At 68.0% G+C, this 24376-nt stretch carries 17 protein-coding genes; 14 read left to right on the top strand and 3 right to left on the bottom strand.

The window, feature by feature from the left end; all coding sequences use genetic code 11:
• Positions 1-14: 14 nt before the first annotated feature.
• A complete protein-coding gene (locus EDF55_RS10180) occupies positions 15-857 on the bottom strand; it encodes a spermidine synthase (protein ID WP_123654855.1) in 843 nt (280 codons plus the stop codon).
• A 132-nt stretch (positions 858-989) separates the two neighbouring features.
• On the opposite strand from EDF55_RS10180, the gene EDF55_RS10175 reads away from it, so the two are divergent.
• From EDF55_RS10175 to EDF55_RS10150, 6 genes are all read left to right on the top strand, one after another.
• Positions 990-1490 carry a hypothetical protein gene (locus tag EDF55_RS10175; RefSeq protein ID WP_123654854.1) on the top strand — a complete coding sequence of 167 codons (501 nt, stop codon included), beginning with the start codon at positions 990-992 and terminating at the stop codon, positions 1488-1490.
• Positions 1487-2758, top strand: a complete 1272-nt coding sequence (locus tag EDF55_RS10170) for a sensor histidine kinase (RefSeq protein ID WP_123654853.1) — start codon at positions 1487-1489, stop codon at positions 2756-2758. Before EDF55_RS10175 ends, EDF55_RS10170 begins: the two co-directional genes overlap by 4 nt.
• Positions 2755-3390, top strand: a complete 636-nt coding sequence (locus EDF55_RS10165) for a response regulator transcription factor (RefSeq protein ID WP_123654852.1) — start codon at positions 2755-2757, stop codon at positions 3388-3390. Before EDF55_RS10170 ends, EDF55_RS10165 begins: the two co-directional genes overlap by 4 nt.
• Positions 3391-3747: 357 nt before the next feature.
• Positions 3748-4365: a hypothetical protein gene (locus EDF55_RS10160; protein ID WP_123654851.1), complete on the top strand. Its 618-nt coding sequence runs from the start codon at positions 3748-3750 to the stop codon at positions 4363-4365.
• Positions 4366-4712: 347 nt separating this feature from the next.
• Positions 4713-8201, top strand: a complete 3489-nt coding sequence (gene rpoB / locus EDF55_RS10155) for a DNA-directed RNA polymerase subunit beta (RefSeq protein WP_123654850.1) — start codon at positions 4713-4715, stop codon at positions 8199-8201.
• Between the two features lie 47 nt (positions 8202-8248).
• Complete coding sequence (locus EDF55_RS10150; protein WP_123654849.1) at positions 8249-12130, top strand: DNA-directed RNA polymerase subunit beta'; 3882 nt, start codon at positions 8249-8251, stop codon at positions 12128-12130.
• A gap of 72 nt (positions 12131-12202) precedes the next feature.
• Here the strand turns inward: EDF55_RS10150 and EDF55_RS10145 are convergent, their stop codons facing one another.
• Both EDF55_RS10145 and EDF55_RS10140 read right to left on the bottom strand, forming a co-directional pair.
• On the bottom strand, positions 12203-13354 hold the full coding sequence (locus EDF55_RS10145; protein WP_123654848.1) for a hypothetical protein: 1152 nt from the start codon (positions 13352-13354) through the stop codon (positions 12203-12205).
• Between the two features lie 134 nt (positions 13355-13488).
• Entirely contained in the window at positions 13489-13887 is a 399-nt protein-coding gene (locus tag EDF55_RS10140; protein ID WP_123654847.1) for a VOC family protein, read from the bottom strand.
• Between the two features lie 233 nt (positions 13888-14120).
• Here EDF55_RS10140 and EDF55_RS10135 point away from each other — a divergent pair, with 233 nt between their 5' ends.
• The 8 genes from EDF55_RS10135 to EDF55_RS10100 all read left to right on the top strand — a co-directional run bounded on the left by EDF55_RS10135 (position 14121) and on the right by EDF55_RS10100 (position 24307).
• On the top strand, positions 14121-15791 hold the full coding sequence (locus EDF55_RS10135; protein ID WP_123654846.1) for a GspE/PulE family protein: 1671 nt from the start codon (positions 14121-14123) through the stop codon (positions 15789-15791).
• A gap of 17 nt (positions 15792-15808) precedes the next feature.
• Positions 15809-17431 (top strand): type IV pilus twitching motility protein PilT, encoded by a 1623-nt coding sequence (locus tag EDF55_RS10130; protein WP_123654845.1) that lies wholly within the window; start codon positions 15809-15811, stop codon positions 17429-17431.
• Positions 17431-18654 (top strand): type II secretion system F family protein, encoded by a 1224-nt coding sequence (locus EDF55_RS10125; protein WP_123654844.1) that lies wholly within the window; start codon positions 17431-17433, stop codon positions 18652-18654. Before EDF55_RS10130 ends, EDF55_RS10125 begins: the two co-directional genes overlap by 1 nt.
• A gap of 189 nt (positions 18655-18843) precedes the next feature.
• On the top strand, positions 18844-19293 hold the full coding sequence (locus tag EDF55_RS19180) for a type II secretion system protein (RefSeq protein WP_123654843.1): 450 nt from the start codon (positions 18844-18846) through the stop codon (positions 19291-19293).
• 85 nt (positions 19294-19378) lie between these two features.
• A complete protein-coding gene (locus tag EDF55_RS10115) occupies positions 19379-20839 on the top strand; it encodes a hypothetical protein (protein WP_123654842.1) in 1461 nt (486 codons plus the stop codon).
• Entirely contained in the window at positions 20836-21543 is a 708-nt protein-coding gene (locus tag EDF55_RS10110; protein WP_123654841.1) for a type II secretion system protein J, read from the top strand. Before EDF55_RS10115 ends, EDF55_RS10110 begins: the two co-directional genes overlap by 4 nt.
• Positions 21540-23468, top strand: coding sequence for a hypothetical protein (locus EDF55_RS10105; protein WP_123654840.1), 1929 nt, complete (start codon positions 21540-21542; stop codon positions 23466-23468). Before EDF55_RS10110 ends, EDF55_RS10105 begins: the two co-directional genes overlap by 4 nt.
• Positions 23465-24307 (top strand): A24 family peptidase, encoded by an 843-nt coding sequence (locus EDF55_RS10100; RefSeq protein ID WP_311317150.1) that lies wholly within the window; start codon positions 23465-23467, stop codon positions 24305-24307. Before EDF55_RS10105 ends, EDF55_RS10100 begins: the two co-directional genes overlap by 4 nt.
• Positions 24308-24376: the final 69 nt, after the last annotated feature.

Genomic DNA, 24376 nt, shown 5'->3' with positions numbered 1-24376 from the left:
GGACGGTGCCCGGGCTACGCGCCGAAGACGGAGCGGTTCGGCTCCGGCGACGCGACGGCCGTGGCGTCGGTGACGATCGGCGCCCCCGCGATGAAGGCCCGCAGCTCGGCGCCGTGCACGACCTTCGCCGGCATCGGGTCCGAGGAGTACCGGCGCGGCATCTCCGCCACGGGCAGGTCCGTGGGGGAGCCGAGCAGCACGATGTTCCCGAAGCGCCGGCCCTTCAGCATCCCGGTGTCCGCGACGGCGGCGACCGAGGGCAGCACCGACTGCAGCGTCGACGCCTGTCCGCGCGCGAAGGCGAGCCCGGCGCCGTCGGCGACGTTCACGGCGACGATTCCGGTCGGGGACAGGAAGGCCGCGACCTCACGGTAGAACTCGACGCTCGTGACGTGGGCCGGGATCCGCGAGCCGCCGAACACGTCGACGACCGCCAGGTCCACGGTGCCCCGGAGCCCGTGCGGGAGCTTCGACAGGACTTCTCGCGCGTCGCCGTACCGCACCCGGATGGACGCCCCGCGGGGGAAGGGGAGGACATCGCGCACCTGGTCGACGAGGTCCCGCTCGAGCTCGATCACCTGCTGCCGGGAACCCGGGCGGGTGACGGCCACGTAGCGGGGGAGCGTCAGGGCGCCGGCACCGAGGTGCACCGCGGTGATCGGTCCGGGCGGCAGCAGGTCGATGGCGTGCCCGATCCGCCGGATGTACTCGAACGCCAGGTGCGTCGGGTCCTCGAGGTCGACGTGCGACTGCGGCGTCCCGTCGACGACGAGCGTGAAGGACCCGGGGCGGTGCCGGTCCGGCTCGATGACCGAGAACCCCGCACCGAGCTTGAATCCGTCGAACGCGTCAGCCATGCCCCCATCGAACACCACCGCATCACCACCCACGTCCCCACCCGTGGGTGGTGGGGCCGCGGACGCCGCCGAACCACGATGGGATCACCGGCCGGGAACCGCCCCGCCGGACACCACGGAAGGTCCACCACCATGTCGGTCCAGCTCCTCGCGAACATCGTCATCGGGCTCGCCCTCGTCGGGTTCCTCGCGTTCCGCCAGGCGACCTGGCAGTACCTCGACCCCGCCCGCATCTGGCGGACGCCGCTCATCATGGCGATCATCGGCGTGGTCGTGATGGCCCAGACCAAGGCGACGATCACCACCACGGACATCGTCTTCCTCGGCATCGAGGCGCTCATCTCGGTCGCCGTGGGCCTCTCGATGGGATCCATCACGACGTTCCGCACCGTGTCGACGCCCGACCAGAAGGGCCGCACGCTGCAGTCCCGCACGGGGTGGTTCGGAGCCGGACTGTGGTTCGTCCTCATCGCCGTGCGCGTGGGCCTCGACGTGCTCGGCGGTCACATGGGAGCGCACCTCCTCACCTCGACGGGCGCGGTGCTGCTGATGCTCGCGATCAACCGGGCCGCCCGCGCCCTGGTCCTCGACCAGCGCATCCCGAACCGCGCCAGCGGCATGATGGTCCGGTGACCCTGCTGTCCGGCGACGACCCGACCGACCTCTCCGGAGGCCGGTCGCGGTCGCGTCTCGGGTGGAGCCTCAGCGCGGTCGGCATCGTCGCCGTCGGGTTCTGGTTCGTGAAGAACGGCGTCGCGATGGACCTGCCCGCGTGGGTCTGGGTCATCGGGACGGTGGCGCTCGCCGCGTGGGCGGTCCGGGAGTTCCTCCGGACCCCGTGGACGACCGTCGTCGCGGCCGCCGTGATGGTCGTCGCCGGGGCCGCCGTCGTGGTGTCGACCGATGCGCTCATGCTCGCGCCGGTGATCGTCGGCGTCGTGGTGCTCCAGGCCAGCCCGCGGCTGCCCGTGTGGAGCGGCACCGTCGCCGTGCTCGTCGCCCTGGTCGAGATCGCGGTGTCCGCCGCCGCGGCCGGCACCGCCGTCCTGTTCGTCCTGGCGTCCTGCGGCGGTCTGGTGCTCGGTGTCCTGGTCGGGTTCAGCCGCCGGCAGTTCCGGTTCGCCGAGGCGCAGGCGCGGCAGGCGGAACGGGACCAGGCACGTGCGGAGCTCCTCGCCGACCGCTCCCGCGCTGCCCGGGACATCCACGACGTCCTCGCGCACTCGCTCGGCGGCCTCGTGCTGCAGCTCGACGCGGTCGAGGCGCTCCTCGAAGCCGGTCGTGTCGACGAGGCCACCCGCCGGGCAGCCGATGCCCGGACCCTCGCGGCGGACGGCCTGGCCGAGGCCCGACGCGCGGTCCACGCCCTGCGCGACGACGACGACACCCGCGACCACCGTGCCGGTGGGACCGACGCACCGGAGCCGACCCGAGCCTCCAGGCCGGATGCGCCCGACACGAACGAAGCACCCGACGCGAACGGCGCACCCGAGACGAACGACGCACCAAGCGCACCCGGCCTGCCCGCCCTCGTCGCCGCGCACCGCTCCTTCGGCGGACAGGTCCTCACGCAGGGCGACCTGACCCTCGCCGACCTCGACGACGCCCACCGGACCGCCGTCGTCGCGGCCAGCCGGGAGGCCCTCAGCAACGCCCGCAGGCACGCCCCCGGCTGCCCCGTGTCCCTCTCGGTCATCCGGGACGGCGACGCCGTGGACGTCGTCCTCGCGAACCCGCTGTCCAGCGGCGGGCACGGCCTCATCGGCATGCGGGAGCGGTTCGCGGAACTCTCGGACGGCGCGACGATCGACGCCGACCGATCCGACGACGAGTTCGTCGTGGCGATGCACCTGCCCGTCGCCGGCGAGCAGCTCGCACGCGGCGTGGACGGTGATCGGTGATCCGCGTGCTGGTCGTCGACGACCAGGCGATCGTCCGGGACGGCCTGGTGACCGTGCTGTCGCTGGTGCCCGACCTGGAGGTCGTCGGTGAGGCGGCCGACGGAGCGGAGGCGCTCGCCGCCGTGGCGGAGCACGCGCCGGACGTGGTGCTGATGGACCTCAGGATGCCCGTCGTGGACGGCCCGACCGCGACGGCCCGGATCACCGAGCAGCACCCGGGGGTCGCGGTGCTGGTGCTGACGACCTTCGCCGACGACGAGTCGATCACGACCGCGCTGCGGGCCGGGGCACGCGGCTACCTGACGAAGGACGCCGGCCGGGTGGAGATCGCGACCGCGATCCGGGCGGTGGCCTCCGGGCAGTCGACCTTCGACGCGGCGATCGGGGCCCGGCTCGTCGCGCAGCTCACGGCACCGGCGCCCGCTGCACCGACGGGCCTGCGCGACCGCTTCCCCGAGCTCACCCCGCGTGAGGCGGACGTGCTCGAGCGGATCGCGGACGGCCGGACGAACCCGGAGATCGCCGCCGAGCTGTTCCTGACGGTGCCGACCGTGAAGTCGTACGTGAACCAGCTGTTCCAGAAGCTCGGGGTCCGAACCCGCGCAGAGGCCGTCGCCCTCGTCCTGCGCTGACGCCCGACCGCGACGCCCGACCGCGGCGCTCGACCGCACGGCGGCGCCCAGCGGTGCCGACGCCGCACGGCGATGCGGATGAATGCGTACACATGGACTGCCAGTCGATGCCAAGGGACGTCACGTACCGTCGGTACCCGTCGTCGCGCCGGTTGCGTCGACCCGCCGGGACCCCACCCCGCCGCGGGTCCGCACACCGGCCGACCGTGACGAGCGCCCCCCACCGCCGTCACCCGCGTGCCGTCGCGCCCGCGCCGTCGTCGCGCCCCCACCGCGAACGACCGTTGAACACATGTCGTTCGTTATGTAAAATACGGAGTGCAGAATCCGAACGGCCCCGAACCGCAGGAGTCACCCTTGTCCGCCGACACCCTGAGCATCCCGACGCACCGTTTCGCCAGCGCCAGCGCCAGCGCCAGCGCCAGCACGCGCACGAACGCGAGCCGACCCCGTGTGGCGACCCGTCCCTCCCGTCCGTTCCACGCGGACCGCGAGCACGCACCCGCCTGGATGCGCGTGGTCGGGAGCGTGCTCCTCGCCGCAGGCGGCGGACTCACCGGCGCGGTCCTCGGCTGGCCGGGCGAAGCGCCGGAGGTCGCCCTCATCGTCCCGGGCGTCCTCGGCATGGTCGTCGGGCTGCTCCTGTTGCTCGCCCGGTCCGGCTTCACCGTCACCGCGACGCACGTCACCCTGCACTTCCGTCCGCTCCCGCCGCGCCGGATCCCGCGTCACCGGATCACGGACGTCCGGCTCGTCGAGGCCGACGCGCGCACCTACGGCGGCATCGGCCTGCGGCTCGGCCGCGGGGTCCGCGCCCTGATGCTGACCCCGGGGCTCGGGATCGAGCTCACCGACGACCGTGGCCGGGTCACCTTCGTGCGCACCCGTCGTCCGGAGGACGCGTTCCGCGCGCTGGCGGGGTTCGAGAACCGGACCGGAGGCTCGGCTCGGGTCGACCGCGAACGCCTCGGTTAGGCGGGTGGCCGGGGCCCGCACGGCGGAATACCGGCGGCCGGACGGTGCTTATACACGTCGTCCACGAATTTGGTCAAGCCAGGACTGGACATCATGCGCGGCCGCTGCCTATGATGGCAGTTCGCGCTCCCTGGCTGCGTGTCGTCATATTGCGGTCGACTCCGACGCCCTGGTGAAGCCGGACCCGTATATGTCGGCGGGTGCCGCTCACTCAGATCATCGCACATGCCCTTCGTCCTCGTGACACAGGCGTGCGTGCGTGTCTCGGGGTTGCGCCGAGCGTCAATCCACTCACCTACATGCTGCTCGTCAGTACCGGCCCGACGGGGCCTACGGAGGTCACACCCTTGGCTGCTGCGCCCAACGCATCCACCAACCCCAAGAACGGTCGCAACCACTCGCGACTCTCGTTCGCCAAGATCACGGACACCCTCACGGTTCCTGATCTGCTCGCTCTCCAGACGGAGAGCTTCGACTGGCTCGTCGGCAACGACGTCTGGAAGGCCCGACTGGCCGAGGGGCAGGAGCAGGGTCGTACCGACCTCGCGCTGCACTCCGGTCTCGAGGAGATCTTCGAGGAGATCTCCCCGATCGAGGACCTCGGCGAGACGATGCAGCTCTCGTTCACGTCCCCGGAGCTCGAGGACCCGAAGTACTCCATCGACGACTGCAAGGAACGCGGCAAGACCTACGCCGCTCCGCTGTACGTCAACGCCGAGTTCATGAACCACATGACCGGTGAGATCAAGACGCAGACGGTCTTCATGGGCGACTTCCCGCTCATGACCGAGCGCGGCACGTTCATCATCAACGGCACCGAGCGTGTCGTCGTCTCGCAGCTCGTCCGCTCGCCGGGCGTGTACTTCGAGCGCCAGCAGGAGAAGACGTCCGACAAGGACATCTACTCCGCTCGCGTGATCCCGTCGCGTGGTGCATGGCTCGAGTTCGAGATCGACAAGCGCGACCAGGTGGGCGTGCGCATCGACCGCAAGCGCAAGCAGTCGGTCACGGTCTTCCTCAAGGCCCTCGGCCTGACGAGCGAAGAGATCCTCGACGAGTTCCAGGGCTTCGCCTCCATCGAGTCGACCCTCGAGAAGGACGCCATCCTCACCAAGGAAGAGGCGCTCAAGGACATCTACCGCAAGCTGCGTCCGGGCGAGCAGGTCGCCGCCGAGGCCGCGCGTGCGCTCCTCGACAACTTCTACTTCAACCCGAAGCGCTACGACCTCGCCAAGGTGGGTCGTTACAAGCTGGACCGCAAGCTCGGCATCGACGCGCCGCTGTCCGACTCCGTGCTCTCGGTGCAGGACATCGTCGCGACGATCAAGTACCTGGTCTCGCTGCACGCCGAGCGCACCACGATCGACGGCGTCCGCGACGGCGAGCCGGTGCAGCTCCGCCTCGACGTGGACGACATCGACCACTTCGGCAACCGCCGCATCCGTGCCGTCGGTGAGCTCATCCAGAACCAGGTCCGCACCGGTCTGTCCCGCATGGAGCGCGTCGTCCGCGAGCGCATGACCACGCAGGACATCGAGGCGATCACGCCGCAGACCCTGATCAACGTGCGCCCCGTCGTCGCCGCGATCAAGGAGTTCTTCGGGACGTCCCAGCTGTCGCAGTTCATGGACCAGAACAACCCGCTCGCGGGCCTGACGCACAAGCGTCGTCTCTCGGCCCTCGGCCCGGGTGGTCTGTCCCGTGAGCGTGCCGGCGTCGAGGTCCGCGACGTCCACCCGTCGCACTACGGCCGCATGTGCCCGATCGAGACCCCGGAAGGCCCGAACATCGGCCTGATCGGTTCGCTCGCGTCCTTCGGTCGGATCAACTCGTTCGGCTTCATCGAGACCCCGTACCGTCGCGTCGTCAACGGCGAGGTCACGAAGACCATCGACTACCTGACCGCTTCGGAAGAAGACGAGTTCGTCGTCGCGCAGGCCAACGCCCCGCTGACGGCCGACTTCCACTTCGCCGACGACAAGGTGCTCGTCCGCAAGAAGGGCGGAGAGGTCGAACTCGTCGCCCGCGGCGAGGTCGACTACATGGACGTCTCCCCGCGCCAGATGGTGTCGGTCGCGACGTCGCTCATCCCGTTCCTCGAGCACGACGACGCGAACCGCGCCCTCATGGGTGCGAACATGCAGCGCCAGGCCGTGCCGCTCCTCCGCTCCGAGTCGCCGCTCGTCGGCACCGGCATGGAGGGCTACACCGCCATCGACGCCGGCGACGTCGTCATCGCCGAGAAGGCCGGTGTCGTCTCCGAGGTCTCGGCCGACGCCGTGACCCTGCAGCTCGACGAGGGCGGGACGCAGTCCTACTACCTCCGCAAGTTCGACCGCTCGAACCAGGGCACGAGCTACAACCACCGCGTGATCGTCAGCGCCGGTGAGCGTGTGGAGCAGGGCGAGGTCATCGCCGACGGCCCCGCGACGGAGAACGGCGAGCTCGCGCTCGGCAAGAACCTCCTCGTCGCGTTCATGCCGTGGGAGGGCTACAACTACGAGGACGCGATGATCCTGTCGCAGAACCTCGTGAAGGACGACACGCTCTCCTCGATCCACATCGAGGAGTACGAGGTCGACGCCCGCGACACCAAGCTCGGCAAGGAAGAGATCACCCGCGACCTCCCGAACGTCAGCCCGGACCTCCTGGCCGACCTCGACGAGCGCGGCATCATCCGCATCGGCGCCGAGGTCCGCCCCGGCGACATCCTCGTCGGCAAGGTCACGCCGAAGGGCGAGACCGAGCTGAGCGCCGAAGAGCGCCTCCTCCGCGCCATCTTCAACGAGAAGTCGCGCGAAGTCCGCGACACCTCGCTGAAGGTGCCCCACGGTGAAGAGGGCACGATCATCGGCGTCAAGGTGTTCGACGCGCAGGACGGCGACGACGAGCTCGGCTCGGGCGTCAACCAGCGCGTGGTCGTCTACATCGCCCAGAAGCGCAAGATCACCGCTGGCGACAAGCTCGCCGGTCGTCACGGCAACAAGGGCGTCATCTCGACGATCCTGCCGGTCGAGGACATGCCGTTCCTTGCGGACGGCACCCCGGTCGACATCGTGCTGAACCCGCTCGGCGTCCCCGGCCGCATGAACTTCGGCCAGGTCCTCGAGATCCACCTCGGGTGGCTCGCGAAGCAGGGCTGGAACGTCGATGGCATCCAGGAGTGGGCTTCGGCTCTCCCCGAGGCCGCCCGCAGCGCGGAGCCCGGCACCAAGGTCGCGACCCCGGTGTTCGACGGCGCCTACGAGCGTGAGATCGAGGGCCTCCTCGACTCGACGCTCCCGAACCGTGACGGCGAGCGCCTGATCGGTTCCTCCGGCAAGGCCCAGCTCTTCGACGGCCGCTCCGGCGAGCCGTTCCCGGAGCCCGTGTCGGTCGGTTACATGTACATCCTGAAGCTCCACCACCTGGTCGACGACAAGATCCACGCCCGTTCGACCGGTCCGTACTCGATGATCACGCAGCAGCCGCTGGGTGGTAAGGCGCAGTTCGGTGGACAGCGTTTCGGCGAGATGGAGGTGTGGGCGCTCGAGGCATACGGCGCCGCGTACGCCCTCCAGGAGCTCCTGACGATCAAGTCCGACGACATCCTCGGCCGCGTGAAGGTCTACGAGGCGATCGTCAAGGGCGAGAACATCCAGGAGCCCGGCATCCCGGAGAGCTTCAAGGTCCTCATGAAGGAGATGCAGTCGCTCTGCCTGAACGTCGAGGTCCTCTCGGCCGACGGCCAGGCGGTCAGCCTCCGCGACACGGACGACGAGGTCTTCCGTGCCGCTGAAGAGCTCGGCATCAACATCTCCTCGCGGTTCGAGTCGTCCTCCGTCGACGACATCTGATCCCGCCCCGCCCGACAACGTTTCGAATTCAGCAAGAGAGAAGAACATTGCTCGAAGCAACTTCCTTTGACGCACTGCGGATCGGCCTCGCCACGGCCGAAGACATCCGCCAGTGGTCGTACGGCGAGGTCAAGAAGCCGGAGACCATCAACTACCGCACCCTGAAGCCCGAGAAGGACGGTCTGTTCGGCGAACAGATCTTCGGTCCTTCCCGCGACTGGGAGTGCGCCTGCGGCAAGTACAAGCGTGTCCGCTTCAAGGGCATCGTCTGCGAGCGCTGCGGCGTCGAGGTCACCAAGTCCTCGGTCCGTCGTGAGCGCATGGGCCACATCGAGCTCGCCGCACCCGTCACGCACATCTGGTACTTCAAGGGCGTCCCGTCGCGCCTGGGCTACCTGCTGGACATGGCGCCGAAGGACCTCGAGAAGGTCATCTACTTCGCCGCGTACATGATCATCAGCATCGACGAAGAGGGCCGGCACGCTGACATGCCGGGTCTCGAGAACGAGATGCGCCTCGAGATCAAGAACCTCGAGAACCAGCGCGACTCGATCATCGCCGACCGCCTCAAGAAGCTCGAGGACGACCTCGCAGCGCTCGAGGAAGAGGGCGCCAAGGCCGACATCAAGCGCCGCACCAAGGACACCGCCGAGAAGGAGATGTCCCAGGTCCGCAAGTCCTTCGACGAGGACATCACCCGTCTCGAGCGTGTGTGGGAGGACTTCCGCAACCTCAAGGTGGGCGACCTCAAGCCCGAGGACGCGGTCTTCCACGAGCTCCAGGACCGCTTCGGGATCTACTTCGACGCCTACATGGGCGCCGAGGCGATCAAGCTGCGGCTCGAGGCCTTCGACCTGGCCGCCGAGGCCGAGGCACTGCGTCTGCAGATCGCCGAGGGCAAGGGCCAGAAGAAGATCCGTGCGATCAAGCGTCTGCGCGTCGTCAGCTCCTTCCTCGCCACCGGCAACTCGCCGGCAGCGATGGTGCTCGACGTCGTGCCGGTCATCCCGCCGGAGCTCCGCCCGATGGTGCAGCTCGACGGTGGCCGTTTCGCCACGTCGGACCTCAACGACCTCTACCGTCGTGTGATCAACCGCAACAACCGCCTCCGCCGCCTGCTCGACCTCGGTGCCCCCGAGATCATCGTGAACAACGAGAAGCGCATGCTGCAGGAAGCGGTCGACGCGCTGTTCGACAACGGTCGTCGTGGTCGCCCCGTCACGGGTACCGGCAACCGCGCCCTGAAGTCCCTGAGCGACATGCTCAAGGGCAAGCAGGGTCGTTTCCGCCAGAACCTGCTCGGCAAGCGCGTCGACTACTCGGGTCGTTCGGTCATCATCGTCGGCCCGCAGCTCAAGCTCCACCAGTGCGGTCTGCCCAAGCAGATGGCCCTCGAGCTGTTCAAGCCGTTCGTCATCAAGCGCCTCATCGACCTGTCGCACGCGCAGAACATCAAGTCGGCCAAGCGCATGGTCGAGCGTTCGCGTCCGCAGGTGTGGGACGTGCTCGAGGAGATCATCCGCGAGCGCCCCGTCCTGCTGAACCGTGCGCCGACGCTGCACCGTCTGGGCATCCAGGCGTTCGAGCCGCAGCTCGTCGAGGGCAAGGCCATCCAGCTCCACCCGCTCGTGTGTGCTGCGTTCAACGCGGACTTCGACGGTGACCAGATGGCCGTGCACCTGCCGCTGTCGGTCGAGGCCCAGGCCGAGGCCCGCATCCTGATGCTCGCCTCGAACAACATCCTGAAGCCGTCCGACGGCCGCCCGGTGACCCTGCCCGCACAGGACATGATCATCGGTCTGCACCACCTGACGACCGTCCGCGAGGGCGCCGTCGGTGAGGGCCGTTCGTTCTCCTCGGTCGCCGAGGCGATCATGGCGAAGGACCAGAACACGCTGCACCTCAACGCGCAGGTGAAGATCCGCATGTCGGGTGTCCACTTCGCCGAGGGTGAAGCCCCCGAGGGCTACGAGGTGGGTCAGTCGATCCTCCTCGAGACCACCCTCGGTCGCGCGCTCTTCAACGAGACCCTGCCGGCGGACTACCCGTTCGTCCAGCGGGTCACCGACAAGGGCACCCTCTCCGCGATCGTCAACGACCTCGCCGAGCGCTACTCCAAGACCGAGACGGCCGCTGCGCTCGACCGGATCAAGGACGCGGGCTTCTACTGGGGCACGCGCTCCGGTGTGACCGTGGCGCTCTCCGACGTCGTGACGCCTCCTCGCAAGAAGGAGATCATCGCGGGTTACGAGATCCAGGCCGCCAAGGTCCAGGGTGAGTTCGACAAGGGTCTGATCACCGACGCGGAACGTCGCGCCGACCTGATCAAGATCTGGACCGAGGCCACCAACGAGATCGCGCAGGAGATGCGCGACAACTTCCCGATCGACAACACCATCAACCGCATGGTGTCCTCGGGTGCTCGTGGTAACTGGCTGCAGGTCCGCAACATCGCCGGTATGCGTGGTCTGGTGAACAACCCGAAGGGCGAGATCATCGCCCGCCCGATCATCAACTCGTACCGCGAGGGCCTGACCGTGGCGGAGTACTTCATCGCCACCCACGGTGCTCGTAAGGGTCTTGCCGACACCGCGCTCCGTACCGCGGACTCCGGGTACCTCACCCGTCGTCTCGTGGACGTGTCGCAGGACGTCATCATCCGCGAGGACGACTGCGGCACCACGCGTGGTCTCGAACTGCCGATCGCCACGGTCGACGCCGACGGCAAGCTCGTCCGCGACGCCCGCGTCGAGAACACCGTGTACTCGCGCACCCTCGCCACCGCGGCGACGGACGCGAAGGGCACGGTGGTCGCCGAGGCAGGCGAGGACGTCGGTGACGTCCTCATCGACAAGCTGGTCGCGGCCGGTGTCGAGAGCATCAAGGTGCGCTCGGTCCTGACCTGCGAGTCGGCCGTCGGTGTCTGCGCGAAGTGCTACGGCCGTTCGCTCGCCACGGGCAACCTCGTCGACATCGGCGAGGCGGTCGGCATCATCGCCGCCCAGTCCATCGGTGAGCCCGGTACCCAGCTGACGATGCGTACCTTCCACACGGGTGGTTCGGCCTCGGCCGACGACATCACCCAGGGTCTGCCCCGTGTCACCGAGCTCTTCGAGGCTCGTACCCCCAAGGGCGCGTCCCCGATCGCCGAGGCCCCCGGCCGCGTCGTCATCGAGGACACGGACAAGGGCCGTCGCATCATCCTCACGCCGGACAACGGCGACGAGCCGTTCATCTACCCGGTGCTCAAGCGTGCGACCCTCCTCATCGAGGACAACCAGCACGTCGAGCTCGGCGAGCAGTTCATCGCCGGCACCGTCGACCCGAAGGAAGTCCTTCGCGTCAAGGGTGTCCGTGAGGTCCAGAAGCACCTGGTCAACGGTGTGCAGGACGTGTACGGCTCGCAGGGCGTGCCGATCCACGACAAGCACATCGAGGTCATCGTCCGTCAGATGCTCCGCAAGGTGACGGTCGTCGACCACGCCGACACGGACCTGCTGCCCGGTGAGCTCGTCGACCGGTCGCGCTACAACGCGATCAACCGTGCGGCGCTGCAGGAGGGTCGCAAGACCGCTTCCGCTCGCCAGGAGGTCATGGGCATCACCAAGGCGTCCCTCGCGACCGAGTCGTGGCTGTCCGCCGCGTCCTTCCAGGAGACCACCCGCGTGCTCACGCAGGCGGCCATGGAGGGCAAGCAGGACCACCTCGTCGGCCTCAAGGAGAACGTCATCATCGGGAAGCTCATCCCCGCCGGGACGGGCCTCAGCCGGTACCGCGACGTGGACGTGAACGCGACGGAAGAAGCGAAGGCAGAGCGGTACCCCAACCGCATCTTCGCGGACGACTCGTCGTTCTCGGACGCCGACCTGAGCTTCGTCGACTTCGACAGCTTCTCGTCGGACGACTTCACGCCGGGTACGTACAACTGAACCGAGTGATCCGAAGGAAGGGCCCCGCATCCATTGGATGCGGGGCCCTTCCCCGTTTCTGGGGTGTGGTCGTCAGCGGTAGGTCAGGGTGACGTTGCCGTGCACGCCCTCGTCGCCGGTGACGGTGGCGGTCACGGTGCCGCCGGCCATCCGGCGCGGGTCGAGCGTGACGGTCCACTTCGAGGTCCCGGGGACCGGCGGTTCGACGCGGTTGCCGTCGGCGTCGGTCACCGGGGTGCCGTCGGCGTCGACGAACGACAGACGGGCGCCGGGTTCGGCGGTGCCGGAGAGCACCAGCTTCTTGGCGGTGTACTTCGTGACCACGGCCGTCACCGGCAACGGGATCGTCGCACTGGTGGTCGTGGAACCGACCAGCTTGCCGTCGTCGTACACCTCGGCGACGATGCCCATGAAGCGGGTGCCGACGCCCGGGTATGCGACATCAGCCGTCCAGGTCCCGTCGGCGTTCGTGATCCAGTCGGTGCCGTCCGTCAACGACCACGGGGCGCCGGACTCGTCGACGAAGCGCATGTCGGTGCCGGCGGGCCCGCGACCGGACAGGTGCACGAGGTGACCGGCCGGGTCGACGCGGACGTCGTCGACGACCGGGAAGGGCTCGAGGAGTGCGGAGGAGTTGATGCGGAGCTGCTCGGCGCCGTCGAAGCGCTCGCTGGTGGTGACCGTGTGCTGGCCGAACGCCATGCCGGAGATCCGGTGGGCGAAGGCGCCGTCGCGATCGACCGTCGTGGTGCCTCGTGGGACACCGTCGACGGTGAGGTCGACGTGTGCGCGAGGCTCGAAGCCCGATCCGCGCACCAGGAGGGACCGTTCCCAGTTCTCGCGGACCACGACGAGACCCGTGTAGCTGACGTCGCGCGTCGTGGCGGCGAGGGTCCGGGCCGGTGAGCCGATCGAATCGGTGACGCGGAACGTGTGGTCGCCGGGACCGTCCACGTGCGCGACGGTCCGCCAGGAGCCGTTCGGCTTCACCCGGGTCTGCACCGGGGCGCCGTCGGACGGCGTCACCTCGACGAGGTCGCCCGGGTCGCCGTTCCCGGTGACCGCGACGTCGCCGGCGTTGTGCGCGATGGCTCCGACCCGAGCGGAGAACTCCGCGGCCTGCGCGGGCGCGGCGAGTGCCACGGAGCCGAGCGAGAGCGCCAGCACGATGAACCCGCCCGTGACCCGCCGTTGTACCACATCTGAAATACGTGTCTTCTGCATGCCGACAGCGTGGCACTGCGCGGCTGCCGCGTCCAGACCCGAAACGTGACGTTCACGAAGTTGCTGCACCGCAGAACCGACGGGAGGCGCGGTGCGGGCCCGCACCGCGCCTCCCGTCCGCCGTCTGGTCGCGTCTAGAGCGCGCGGCCGGCACCGCTGTCCCGGCCGTCCGATCCGTGGCCCGTCTCGTCCGCCAGGGAGTACAGGCTCAGGACGTTGCCGTCGGGGTCGTGGACGTCGAACCAGTCGATCGCACCCTCGACGCGCTCCACCGGGCCGACGTCGATGCCGAGCGCGGCGATCCGGGTGTGCTGCGCGGCGACGTCGTCGACGCCGAAGCGGACGACGGCAGAGTTCTCCTCGGCGTCCGGGTCCTCGACGAGCTGGATCCAGATCCCGCCGATCTCGTACTCGGCGACGCCCTCGGCCGGTTCGAGGTCGGGGTCCACGCGCTCGAACACCGCGCCGTACCAGAGGCAGGACGCCTCGAGGTCGGTGACGGGCAGCCCGACGGTCACGCTCGTGATCTCCATGACTCATCATGTCCCGGCGGCGTGCCGCGCGTCGAGACTTTTTCTCCACAGGAGGCATCCCGAAGCCGTTGTCCACAGCCCCCGTTCTGGGTGCGCCAGGAGGCCTCCGCCCCCTCATTCTGGGACTGCGGGGCCAGCCGGTCCCGGACATAGCGTGGACAGGCGTCGAACCCGAGCGGCGCAGCGCCCGCACCCCACGCCAGCGTTCACTCAACCCAGGAGGCTCCGAGCCCATGGCGACGCTCTCCGAGATCCTGATCCTCAACGGAGCACTCCCGATCGAGCACCTCGACTCGCTCACCGGCGACGAGGAGATCGACGAGCGGTCGATCCGCTCCCTGGTGAGCCAGGGCGTGGTCAGCGAGGCGCAGTTCATCACCGCACGTGCGGCCTCGAACAACTCCAGGACCGTGCCGCTCACCGACTACCCGGTCGACGGCACCGCGGTGTCGATCCTGCCCGCAGCGCTCTGCCGCCGCCACGGGGTGCTCGGCGTCGGGTTCGAAGGCGACGTCCTCGTCCTCGCCATGGTGAACCCGACGAACGTCCTGGCGATCGACGACGCCCGCGCCGCCTCCGGCCGGGCGATCAAGCCCCTCCAGGTCGAGGAACGGGACCTCGCCAGCGCGCTCGACCGCTACCTCCGCGCCGACGACGAGCTGAACGACCTGACCTCATCGCTCGAAGAGGAAGCGTCGGCGACGGCGCAGCAGCAGGCGGACATCTCGGAAGGGTCGCTCGACGACGTCCCGATCGTCCGCTTCGTGAACCTGCTCGTCTCGCAGGCCATCCAGGACCACGCGTCCGACATCCACATCGAGCCCGGCGAGCACGAGGTCCGGGTGCGGTACCGCATCGACGGCGTGCTGCACGAGATGGCGCCGGCGCCGAAGAACATCCAGAACGGCGTGATCAGCCGCCTGAAGATCATGAGCGACATCGACATCGCGGAGCGACGGAAGCCGCAGGACGGCCGCATGTCGGTGCGCCACGGCGGCCGCCAGATCGACCTCCGCGTCGCGACCCTGCCGACCGTGTGGGGCGAGAAGGTCGTCATGCGGATCCTCGACAACACGAACACGTCGATGACCCTCAGGGACCTCAACCTGCTGGAGCGGAACGCCGCCGCCTACCAGCGGTCCTACTCGAAGCCGTACGGCATGATCCTCGTCACCGGACCGACCGGCTCGGGCAAGTCGACCACGCTCTACACGACCCTGAACGCCGTCGCCCGGCCCGAGATCAACGTCATCACCGTCGAGGACCCGGTCGAGTACCGGATGGCCGGCATCAACCAGGTGCAGGTGAACCCGAAGGCCGGACTGACCTTCGCCTCGGCGCTCCGCAGCATCCTCCGCTCCGACCCCGACGTCGTGCTCCTCGGCGAGATCCGCGACCACGAGACCGCGCAGATCGCGATCGAAGCGTCGCTCACCGGCCACCTCGTCCTCTCGACCCTCCACACCAACGACGCCCCGTCCGCGGTCACCCGCCTGACGGAGATGGACATCGAGCCGTTCCTGGTCGGGTCCGCACTGGACTGCGTCGTCGCACAGCGCCTCGCGCGGAAGCTCTGCGACCGCTGCAAGGCGCCCGCCGTCTACGAGCCGTCCCAGCTGCGGGCGCTCGGGTTCGTCGACGGCGCCGATGCCGAGATCCCCGAGTTCTTCGCCCCGATCGGCTGCGCCGTGTGCTCGAACACCGGGTACCGCGGGCGCATCGCCCTGCACGAGGTGATGACCGTGTCCGAGGAGATCGAGCGGCTCGCCGTCGCCCGTGCCTCGAGCGCCGAGATCAGCCGCGTCGCGCAGGACCAGGGCATGCTCACCCTCCGTCAGGACGGGTGGGAGAAGGTGAAGCTCGGCATGACGAGCGTCGACGAGATCCTGCGCGTGGTGGCGTAGGCCGAGGAGAGCACGAGATGACCGACTCCGTGTACGACATCACCGCTGCGGGCGACGAGCCCGTGGCCGGGTGGCACCCGGGCCGTCCCGGCCACGAGATCGGGTCGCGCCGCGCCGCGCGGCTCGCCGAGACCGGCGCGCAGCCGACCGTGCCTGCGGCCGGGGCTGCGCCGTTCGCCGCAGCGCCCGCGCCCGCTCCCGCCGTCCCCGTGTACGACCTCGGCGACGACACCGCCGCCTGGCCGGCACCCTCCGGTGCGCCCGTCGCCGTGCCGGTGGCGCAGCCGCTGGCGGCGCCCGCGACCCCGCCCGCCGCGGTCCCGCCGTCCACTGCCAGCTACGGGTACGCCGACGCGGTGACCGAGCACCTGCCGGTCGCGCCCGCGGTGCCGACCACGAGCCTCCAGACGGTGCCGACGTACGCCGCTCCTGCTCCCGTCGCCGGTGGCGCCGGTGTCCCAGAGATCGGGTTCACGCGGCACGCGCGTGAAGTGGCCGACCCCGACCTCGTGACGGCGCTCGCCCAGGTCGTCTACCAGGGCGGCTCCGACCTGCACCTGACCGCCGACGCCGCCCCGACGGTCCGCGTCGACGGCTCCCTCCGGCCCGCCGTCCCCGGCGGACCGTGGGCGCGGAACAAGGTCATCGCCGCGCTGAAGACGCTCATGACCGTCGAGCAGGCCGGCCAGTTCGACCACGAGCAGGAACTCGACTTCGCGTACTCGCTCTCGCCGGAGTACCGCTTCCGCGTGAACTACTACCAGCAGCGCGGCAACTGGGGTGCGGCCTTCCGCATCATCCCCACCAAGATCAAGACGCTCAAGCAGCTCGGCATCCCCGCCCACGTGGGGGAGTTCGCGAAGCTGCCGCGCGGACTCGTGCTCGTCACCGGACCGACCGGGTCCGGCAAGTCGACCACGCTCGCCGCGCTCATCGACCTGGTGAACGAAACCCGTGCCGACCACATCGTCACGGTCGAGGACCCGATCGAGTTCATGCACGACCACAAGAAGGCGATCATCAACCAGCGCGAGGTCGGAGCGGACACGCAGTCGTTCGCGAAGGCCCTGAAGCACGTGCTGCGCCAGGACCCCGACGTCATCCTCATCGGTGAGCTCCGCGACCTCGAGACGATCTCCGTCGCACTGACCGCCGCCGAGACCGGCCACCTGGTCTTCGCGACCCTGCACACGCAGAGCGCACCGGGCACGATCGACCGTGTCATCGACGTCTTCCCGCCGCACCAGCAGGGGCAGATCCGGACGCAGCTCGCCGCCACGCTCGAAGGAGTCGTCTGCCAGACGCTCGTCCCGAAGGCGAACGGGGCAGGGCGCGTCGTCTCGACCGAGATCATGAAGACCACGCCGGCGATCGGCAACCTCATCCGCGAAGGCAAGACGTACCAGATCACCTCGGCCATGCAGGCTGGGCGTGACACGGGCATGCACACCATGGACCAGGACCTCGCGGAACTCGTCAACGTCGGCACCGTCACCCGGGCCGCGGCGCTGGAGAAGGTCCACGACCACGAAGGGTTCGACCGGCTCGTGCAGCGCGTCGAATCACCGTCCGACTCGTCCGCAGCGGCCATCGCCGCGAGCGGGATCGACTTCGGCGACAAGTTCTCCGGAGGCCACTGATGTCACTCGCGTTCGACTACCGGGGCCGCGACGGTGGCGGCAAGCTCGTCAAGGGGCGGCTCGACGCCGCGTCCGAGGGCGCAGTCGTCCAGCGCCTGCGCACGATGGGGGTCTCGCCTATCGCAATCTCCGAGGCGAAGGCCGGCACGGGGCTGCAGGCAGAGATCAAGATCCCCGGGTTCGAGAAGGGCGTGGGCCTCAAGGACCTGGCGATCATGGCTCGGCAGGCCTCGACGATGCTCACGTCCGGACTCTCTCTGCTCCGCGCGCTGACGATCCTCGCCGACCAGACGGAGAGCAAGAAGCTGAAGTCGATCCTGGCGAAGGTCCGCGACGAGGTTGAGCAGGGGGTGTCCTTCTCCGACGCCGTTGCGAAGTACCCGGTGGACTTCCCGCCGATCATGATCAACATGATCCGCGCGGGTGAGACGGGCGGCTTCCTCGACCAGGCCATGGACTCCATCGCCACGAACTTCGAGAAGGAGCACAAGCTCCGCGCCACCATCAAGTCTGCGATGACCTACCCGGTGGTCGTCCTCGTGATGTCGCTTGCGGCCGTCGTGATCATGCTGCTCTTCATCGTGCCGATCTTCCAGAACATGTTCGCGTCGCTCGGCGGTCAGCTGCCGCTGCCGACGATGATCCTCGTCCACCTTTCTCACGCGATGCGGTGGCTCGCCCCTCTCCTCGCGGTCGCGTTCATCGCCGGCTGGCTCTGGTACCGCGCGAACAAGAACACCGATGCGTTCCGCGGGTTCCGCGACCCGATCATGCTCCGACTGCCGGTCTTCGGTGCGCTGACGAAGAAGATCGTCATCGCCCGCTTCGCCCGCAACTTCTCGAACATGATCGGCGCCGGCGTTCCCATTCTTCAGGCATTGAAGATCGTCGGCGAGGTTTCCAACAACTTTGTGGTTCAGAAAGCGCTAGACCGCGTATCGGAAAGTGTTAGGCATGGTCAATCAATTGCGGAGCCACTTTCCCAAGAAAAGGTGTTTCCAAGCATGGTGACGCAGATGGTCGCCGTTGGTGAGGACGCGGGATCGCTCGAAATGATGCTCGAAAAGATTGCGGTGTTTTACGATTCGGAAGTGGAATCCACCACCGAGGCGCTGACCTCGCTCATCGAGCCGCTTCTCATCGCCTTCCTCGGTGTCGTCGTGGGCGGCATGATCGTCGCCCTTTACTTGCCGATCTTCCAGATCACATCGCTCATCCACTAAGTGGCCCGCCGCTACCCCTCGTGCTGGGGTGGTTTGGTACACAGATGCCCCCGCTCCTGGGGGCGTCTTGGTGCGAACTGGCCCCCGTTCTCGGGATTACCCCCCCCAATCGGTCTCGAATAACCTGATGTCCGGCGGCGAGCAAAGCCCCGAACTCCACCTGACATTTCCTACTGAATGGAAACAACCATGTACTTCGCTCTCATGGGCAAGCTCGACGCTCGCCGCAAGGGTCTCCTGGCCGAAGAGGAGAAGGGCTTCACGCTCATCGAACTCCTCGTCGTCGTCATCATCATCGGCATCCTCGCTGCGATCGCGATCCCGGTGTACCTCAACGTCCAGAACAACGCGAAGGACTCGGCCGCGAAGAGCGACCTCGCCAACGCGAAGACCGCTGTGATCGCCTACCAGACTGAGAACGGCAAGCTCCCGGACGGCACGACCGTCGGCCAGACCTTCTCGGCGTCGACCTCCGAGCTCGGCAAGTACGGCCTGACGAAGAGCGACAACACCACTGGTCTCGGCTACAAGACCGCGCCGACTGCCACTGCCACGACCTTCTGCATTCAGGAGACGTCCGCAGCGAGCAACGCGTTCCACATCACGGAGTCGACCGCCGTCGCTACCGGCGGCTGCTGACCTGATCAGCCCAACTGGGAGGGGGCGGCGCGCGCAACGGCGCGACGCCCCCTTTCAGCTCCCGAGCCGGCCACAGGAGGTGACCATGATCCAGCGACTCACCGCCGTACTCCGTCCCCGCACGCGCGAAGAGGGGGAGGTCGGCTTCACGGTCATCGAGGTGATGGTCGCCATGATCGTCTTCGCGGTCATGTCCGTGGGCATCGCCTACGGGATCGCGAGCACGCTGCAGCTGACGCAGAACAGCCGCGGGCGTGAGACCGCGGTGGCTCTCGCCTCACAGGACATCGACCAGCTCCGTCAGACCGCAGCGGCGTCGACGAGCGGAATCTTCAGCATCGCGAGCAAGAGCGGCAGTGCCAACACGAAGACGCTCGGCGGCGTCACGTACAACATCGACCGCGCCGTCACGTGGGTGCAGAGTGACGGCGCGAGCGGCGCTTGTGGCACCTCGACCGGCAAACTCGCATACAAGAGTGTCGTGGAGACTGTGACCTGGAACAACGGTCGCGGTGGCACCAGCTCCACCTCGGTGGGCTCCGCGATCGCGCCGAGCGACGCGGTCACCGACCCTGGCTACGGCACGGTCATCATCTCTGCCGTTGATGCATCCGGGGCGGCGAACCCCGGTGTCGCGATCACCATCACCCCCGTTGCCGACGGAACCGGCAAGAACCTCGGGACAGCGCCGCAACCCACCGACAGTCAGGGCTGTTCCTACGCCGTGAACGTGATCCCCGGTGACTACACCGTGACTGCGACGACCACCGGAGGGATCGACACCGCCCAGTCGCAGCCGTCGATCCAGACCCCGATCACGGTCACCGCGGGAGCCAGCTCCCCCGTCCCGTTCGTCTACGACACGGCGAGCACGCTTACGCTGCAGTACGCATCGACCTACAACGCCACGCTGCCGACGAACATGAGCACGGTGCTCTCGAGCCCTGCCGGGGGGCTGGACACCGTCACCCCGTGGGACGTCACGAGCTCGTCGCTCCGCGTCACGTCCGCGTCGCGGCCATCGCTGCCGGTGTTCCCTTTCACTTCCGGCTACACGGTTTACGCCGGGCCGTACTCGAACAGCACGAACGCCGCCACGAGCTGTCAGAGTCCTAATCCGGCGGCATGGTCCACAGCGAGTCAGTCCGCTGCGATCGGCGCGAGCCCTGCCGCGGTGGCGACCAGTCCCGGGCAGCCCGCCAGCGCGTCGGTCATGATGGGTGTCGCGACCATTAGCGGAGTCAAAGGGCGCTACATCACGGCGATCTCGTCGGCGATCCCCGGCGCTGGCGACCCCGGCTGCAGCGCAGGCATGACGATGAAGTTTCCCGTCACCACTGGTGACACCGCAACGATCGCCCTGCCGTTCGGGACGTGGGTCGTGTATTCGGGCACGAGCTACGGGTCCACGTCGAAGAACGAAATCGTGTCGAACGCATCAAACGTGAAACCGGTCACACCTGGGAACGTGAACCAGAAGACCGCGCTCATCATCATCAACTACGACAACACGCTGACACTCGACCCGCGGGGACAGACGTCATGACGCCCGTCCTCCGCCGCTTCCACCGTGACGACTCCGGCATCAGCCTCACAGAGATGCTCGTCGCGATGAGTGTGGCGATGATCATCGTCGTCGCCGTCGGGGGGTTCTTCGCTGCCACCGTGCGGGCCGGCTCGACCAACACCACGTCGGACGCCAATGCCCGGAACGCATCGATCGTGCTGAACTCGATGACCCGGTACGTCCATGCGGCATCCCTCCTCCCGAAGGTCGACGGTTCGTATGCTTCTGCGGTCACGCAGGCGGGGTTGACGCAACTCACCTTCTACGCGTACATCAACCTCGACGGCAACAGCACGGACAAGCCCGTGCAGTTGCGGTACTCACTCAACGGATCGAACCGCCTGGTCCAGGACCAGTGGGACGGTTCGGCAGTCAACGGCTTCTACAGCTTCCCCGGGACGAGCCAGACCCCGACGCGCAGCGCCGTGATCGGGGGCCCGATCGCATCGCCGACGAGCGATGGGGACCCGCTGTTCACCTACCTCGGAGCGGACGGCAAGGCGCTCACCACACAAGCCGATGGGACGCTCGCATCTGCGCAGCTCTCGAAGGTGCGCGCGGTCCGTGTGAACCTCGAGCTTGGGTCCGCAACGGCGGGGGTGCCCGGCAGCACGCACGTGCAGAACACGCTCTACCTCTTCAACGTCGTGTACGGCACGACCACCGAAACGGGAACCCCATGATCCGACGCATCGTCTCGTTACTCGAGCGCGCGCGGCAGGATGACCGCGGGATGGTGCTCGCGAACGTCGTGATCTTCGGCACGGTCATGATGCTCCTCGTGGCCACCATGGTGGCGGTCTCTACGTCCGGTGCGGTGAAGGCTGCCACCGACCGGAACTTCCAGAACGCGATGGCTGCCGCCTACGCGGGTCTGGCTGACTACCAGGCGAAGATCTCGAACGACAACGGGTACGCGCTCAACGGCAACAGCAACGCGCAGTTCAGCAAATCGAGCGGCTCGAACTTCTCCGGGACGCCAGCGAGCAACATCGCGAAGAACGTGGCCTTCGCCAACAGCGGCTCGACCTGGGCGCAGGTGGTCGGTTCGACGGACGAGTGGTACCGCTACGAGGTCGACAACTCGAACTACTCGTCGAAGGGCGTTCTCAAAGTGCGGGTCTCCGGAAAGTCCGGCGGCAGCGTTCGATCGCTCGTGGCCAACCTCAAGGGTGACGGCTTCATCAACTACTTGTACTTCACGAACTACGAGTCGTCCAACCCGTCGATCACCGGCAGTTCGTGCACGACGGCGTACCAGTGGCAGAGCGGTGTGAGCGGCCGTTGCGACGCCGTGCAATTCGCTGGCTCCGACGTCCTCAACGGCCCGGTCAGGACGAACGACGTCTTCACTGCGGCCTGCAGCACTACCTTCAACGGCACCGTCGAGCAGCACGACACCACCGTGCGGTCGCCGTCGGGCGGGTCGTGCAGTGGGGTGTTCAACGGCGGAGCCGCCACCGCGGTGCCGTACCTCGGGCTGCCAGCGCTCAACTCCAACATGTCCCAGGAGACGCGCACGGACCTGCCGACGTCGGTGTCGCGCCCGGGGTGCCTCTACACGGGTCCGACCCGAGTGTCATTCCTCGGCAACGGCAAGATGACCGTGTGGTCGCCGTGGACGAAGGCGACACAGATTAAGGTCAACGCCACGAGCGGAGCGGTGACGGCTGGCGACGACACGGCAGCGGCTGCGTCCCTGTGTGGGTCGCTGACCGATCTGCAGAGTTCGGTCGGAGCGACGATAGCGACGTTGCCGTCGAACCTGATGTACGTCCAGGACATCCCGTCGGCGGCGAACAACGTCAACACCTGGGCGAGCGGCACCTACCCGTCGAAGTACACCAACACCTACTGCACGACCACGGTGACGGTGAAGTCCAACGGCACTTCTACCACCACGAACAACCAGACCTTCAGCAACGGTCAGGGCTTCCCTGCGGCCAGCGAGTGGATCAACGGTGGTCGGACCGGCAACTCGAACAGCTCGCCGTACCAGACCGGCTCCGCGTCGGACGCCTACAGCTGCTCGGCTGGCGACGTGTTCGTGAGCGGGCAGTTCTCCGGCGCCATGACGATCGCGTCGTCGGGCACGGTGTGGGTGACGGGCAGCATCACCTACAAGGACGCCTCGAGCGACGTCCTCGGGCTGGTCGGCCAGAACGCCGTGGAGATCTACAACCCCGCGCAGTGCACGTCGTACCCGTCCACCTACTCGTGGTGGAGTGGGTACACCGTGGACTACACGCGGTGCAACAGCTCCGGGGTCGGCCTCCTCAACCGCAGCTCCGGCGCCTCGATCACGATCAGCGCCGCGATAGCGAGCAACGCCGGCACCTTCTGGAACCAGAACTACGACATCGGCCCGCAGCTCGGCGTCCTGAAGGTGATCGGGTCGATCGCACAGAACTGGCGTGGCGCGGTCGCCACGACTGGTGGCACCGGATTCTCGAAGAACTACGTCTACGACCAGCGCCTCCTCACGACGGCGCCACCGAAATTCCTCCAGCCCGTCTCGACGTCCTACGGCGTCACCACACAGGTGGAGGTGCAGGCGGCTTATAACGCGGATGGGTCCTGCGCGACCACTGCCGGGACCTGTCGATGAACGCGGTACGTGAGATGCTGCCCGCGCTCATTCCGCTGGTGGGCGTTTTCGGACTGTTGATCGGGTCCTTCCTCAACGTCGTCGTGTACCGCATCCCCGCTGGCCTGTCCGTCGTGCGTCCAGCAAGTGCGTGCCCACGCTGCGGGCACGCGATCCGGGCGCGCGACAACCTGCCGGTACTCTCTTGGATCCTCCTCCGCGGCAAGTGTCGAGACTGCGGGGCCCCGATCGCCGTGCGGTACCCGCTCGTCGAACTCACGACCGGAGTGCTGTTCGTGGTGGTGGGGCTGACTTCTGCTTCGCTGTTCGCCGGACCGGACGCTCGCCGCGGCGCGTCCGGCGCTGTGGTGTTCCTCGCCCTGCTGTACCTCATGGCCATCAGCGTCGCGTTGGCACTGATCGACATCGACACGCACAGGCTCCCGAACGCGATCACCTACTCATCGGCCACAGTGCTCGCGGTGCTCTTCCTCGTGGCATCGGCACTCAGCGGTGACTGGGCAGCGTTCGTCCGCGGTCTCATCGGAGCCGCCGGCCTCGGATTCTTCTACCTCGTGTTGGCCGTTGCGGTCCCCAACGGTATGGGGCTCGGGGACGTCAAGCTCGCCCTGGTACTCGGCCTCGTCCTCGCGTACCTCGGATGGGGACCCCTCACAGTGGGTGCTTTCGGGGCCTTCATCGTCGGCGGTACTGTCGCGATCGCACTCCTGATCTCGGGCCGCGTGCGGTGGCGTGGAGGCGTCCCGTTTGGGCCGTCGATGCTCGCGGGAGCTTGGATCGGCATCCTGTTCGGGCGCGCGCTCTGGGACGCGTACCTCGGCTCACTCGGCCTCGCGTGACCCGCGCTGGCGTCTTCACCCTCCGAACGCTGCCCACCGACTCCCGACCGTCCTGACCGAAAGCAGCAC

Source organism: Curtobacterium sp. ZW137 (genome assembly GCF_003762905.1).
GTDB lineage: Bacteria > Actinomycetota > Actinomycetes > Actinomycetales > Microbacteriaceae > Curtobacterium.
The sequence above is the reverse complement of the archived record's forward strand: the minus strand, read 5'-3'. Positions and strand labels throughout refer to the sequence as shown.

Coding starts and splice junctions, on each gene's coding strand:
- EDF55_RS10180 (WP_123654855.1), bottom strand. CDS start 857: ATGGCTGACGCGTTCGACGGATTCAAGCTCGGTGCGGGGTTCTCGGTC.
- EDF55_RS10175 (WP_123654854.1), top strand. CDS start 990: ATGTCGGTCCAGCTCCTCGCGAACATCGTCATCGGGCTCGCCCTCGTC.
- EDF55_RS10145 (WP_123654848.1), bottom strand. CDS start 13,354: ATGCAGAAGACACGTATTTCAGATGTGGTACAACGGCGGGTCACGGGC.
- EDF55_RS10140 (WP_123654847.1), bottom strand. CDS start 13,887: ATGGAGATCACGAGCGTGACCGTCGGGCTGCCCGTCACCGACCTCGAG.
- EDF55_RS10135 (WP_123654846.1), top strand. CDS start 14,121: ATGGCGACGCTCTCCGAGATCCTGATCCTCAACGGAGCACTCCCGATC.
- EDF55_RS10130 (WP_123654845.1), top strand. CDS start 15,809: ATGACCGACTCCGTGTACGACATCACCGCTGCGGGCGACGAGCCCGTG.
- EDF55_RS10125 (WP_123654844.1), top strand. CDS start 17,431: ATGTCACTCGCGTTCGACTACCGGGGCCGCGACGGTGGCGGCAAGCTC.
- EDF55_RS19180 (WP_123654843.1), top strand. CDS start 18,844: ATGTACTTCGCTCTCATGGGCAAGCTCGACGCTCGCCGCAAGGGTCTC.
- EDF55_RS10115 (WP_123654842.1), top strand. CDS start 19,379: ATGATCCAGCGACTCACCGCCGTACTCCGTCCCCGCACGCGCGAAGAG.
- EDF55_RS10110 (WP_123654841.1), top strand. CDS start 20,836: ATGACGCCCGTCCTCCGCCGCTTCCACCGTGACGACTCCGGCATCAGC.
- EDF55_RS10105 (WP_123654840.1), top strand. CDS start 21,540: ATGATCCGACGCATCGTCTCGTTACTCGAGCGCGCGCGGCAGGATGAC.
- EDF55_RS10100 (WP_311317150.1), top strand. CDS start 23,465: ATGAACGCGGTACGTGAGATGCTGCCCGCGCTCATTCCGCTGGTGGGC.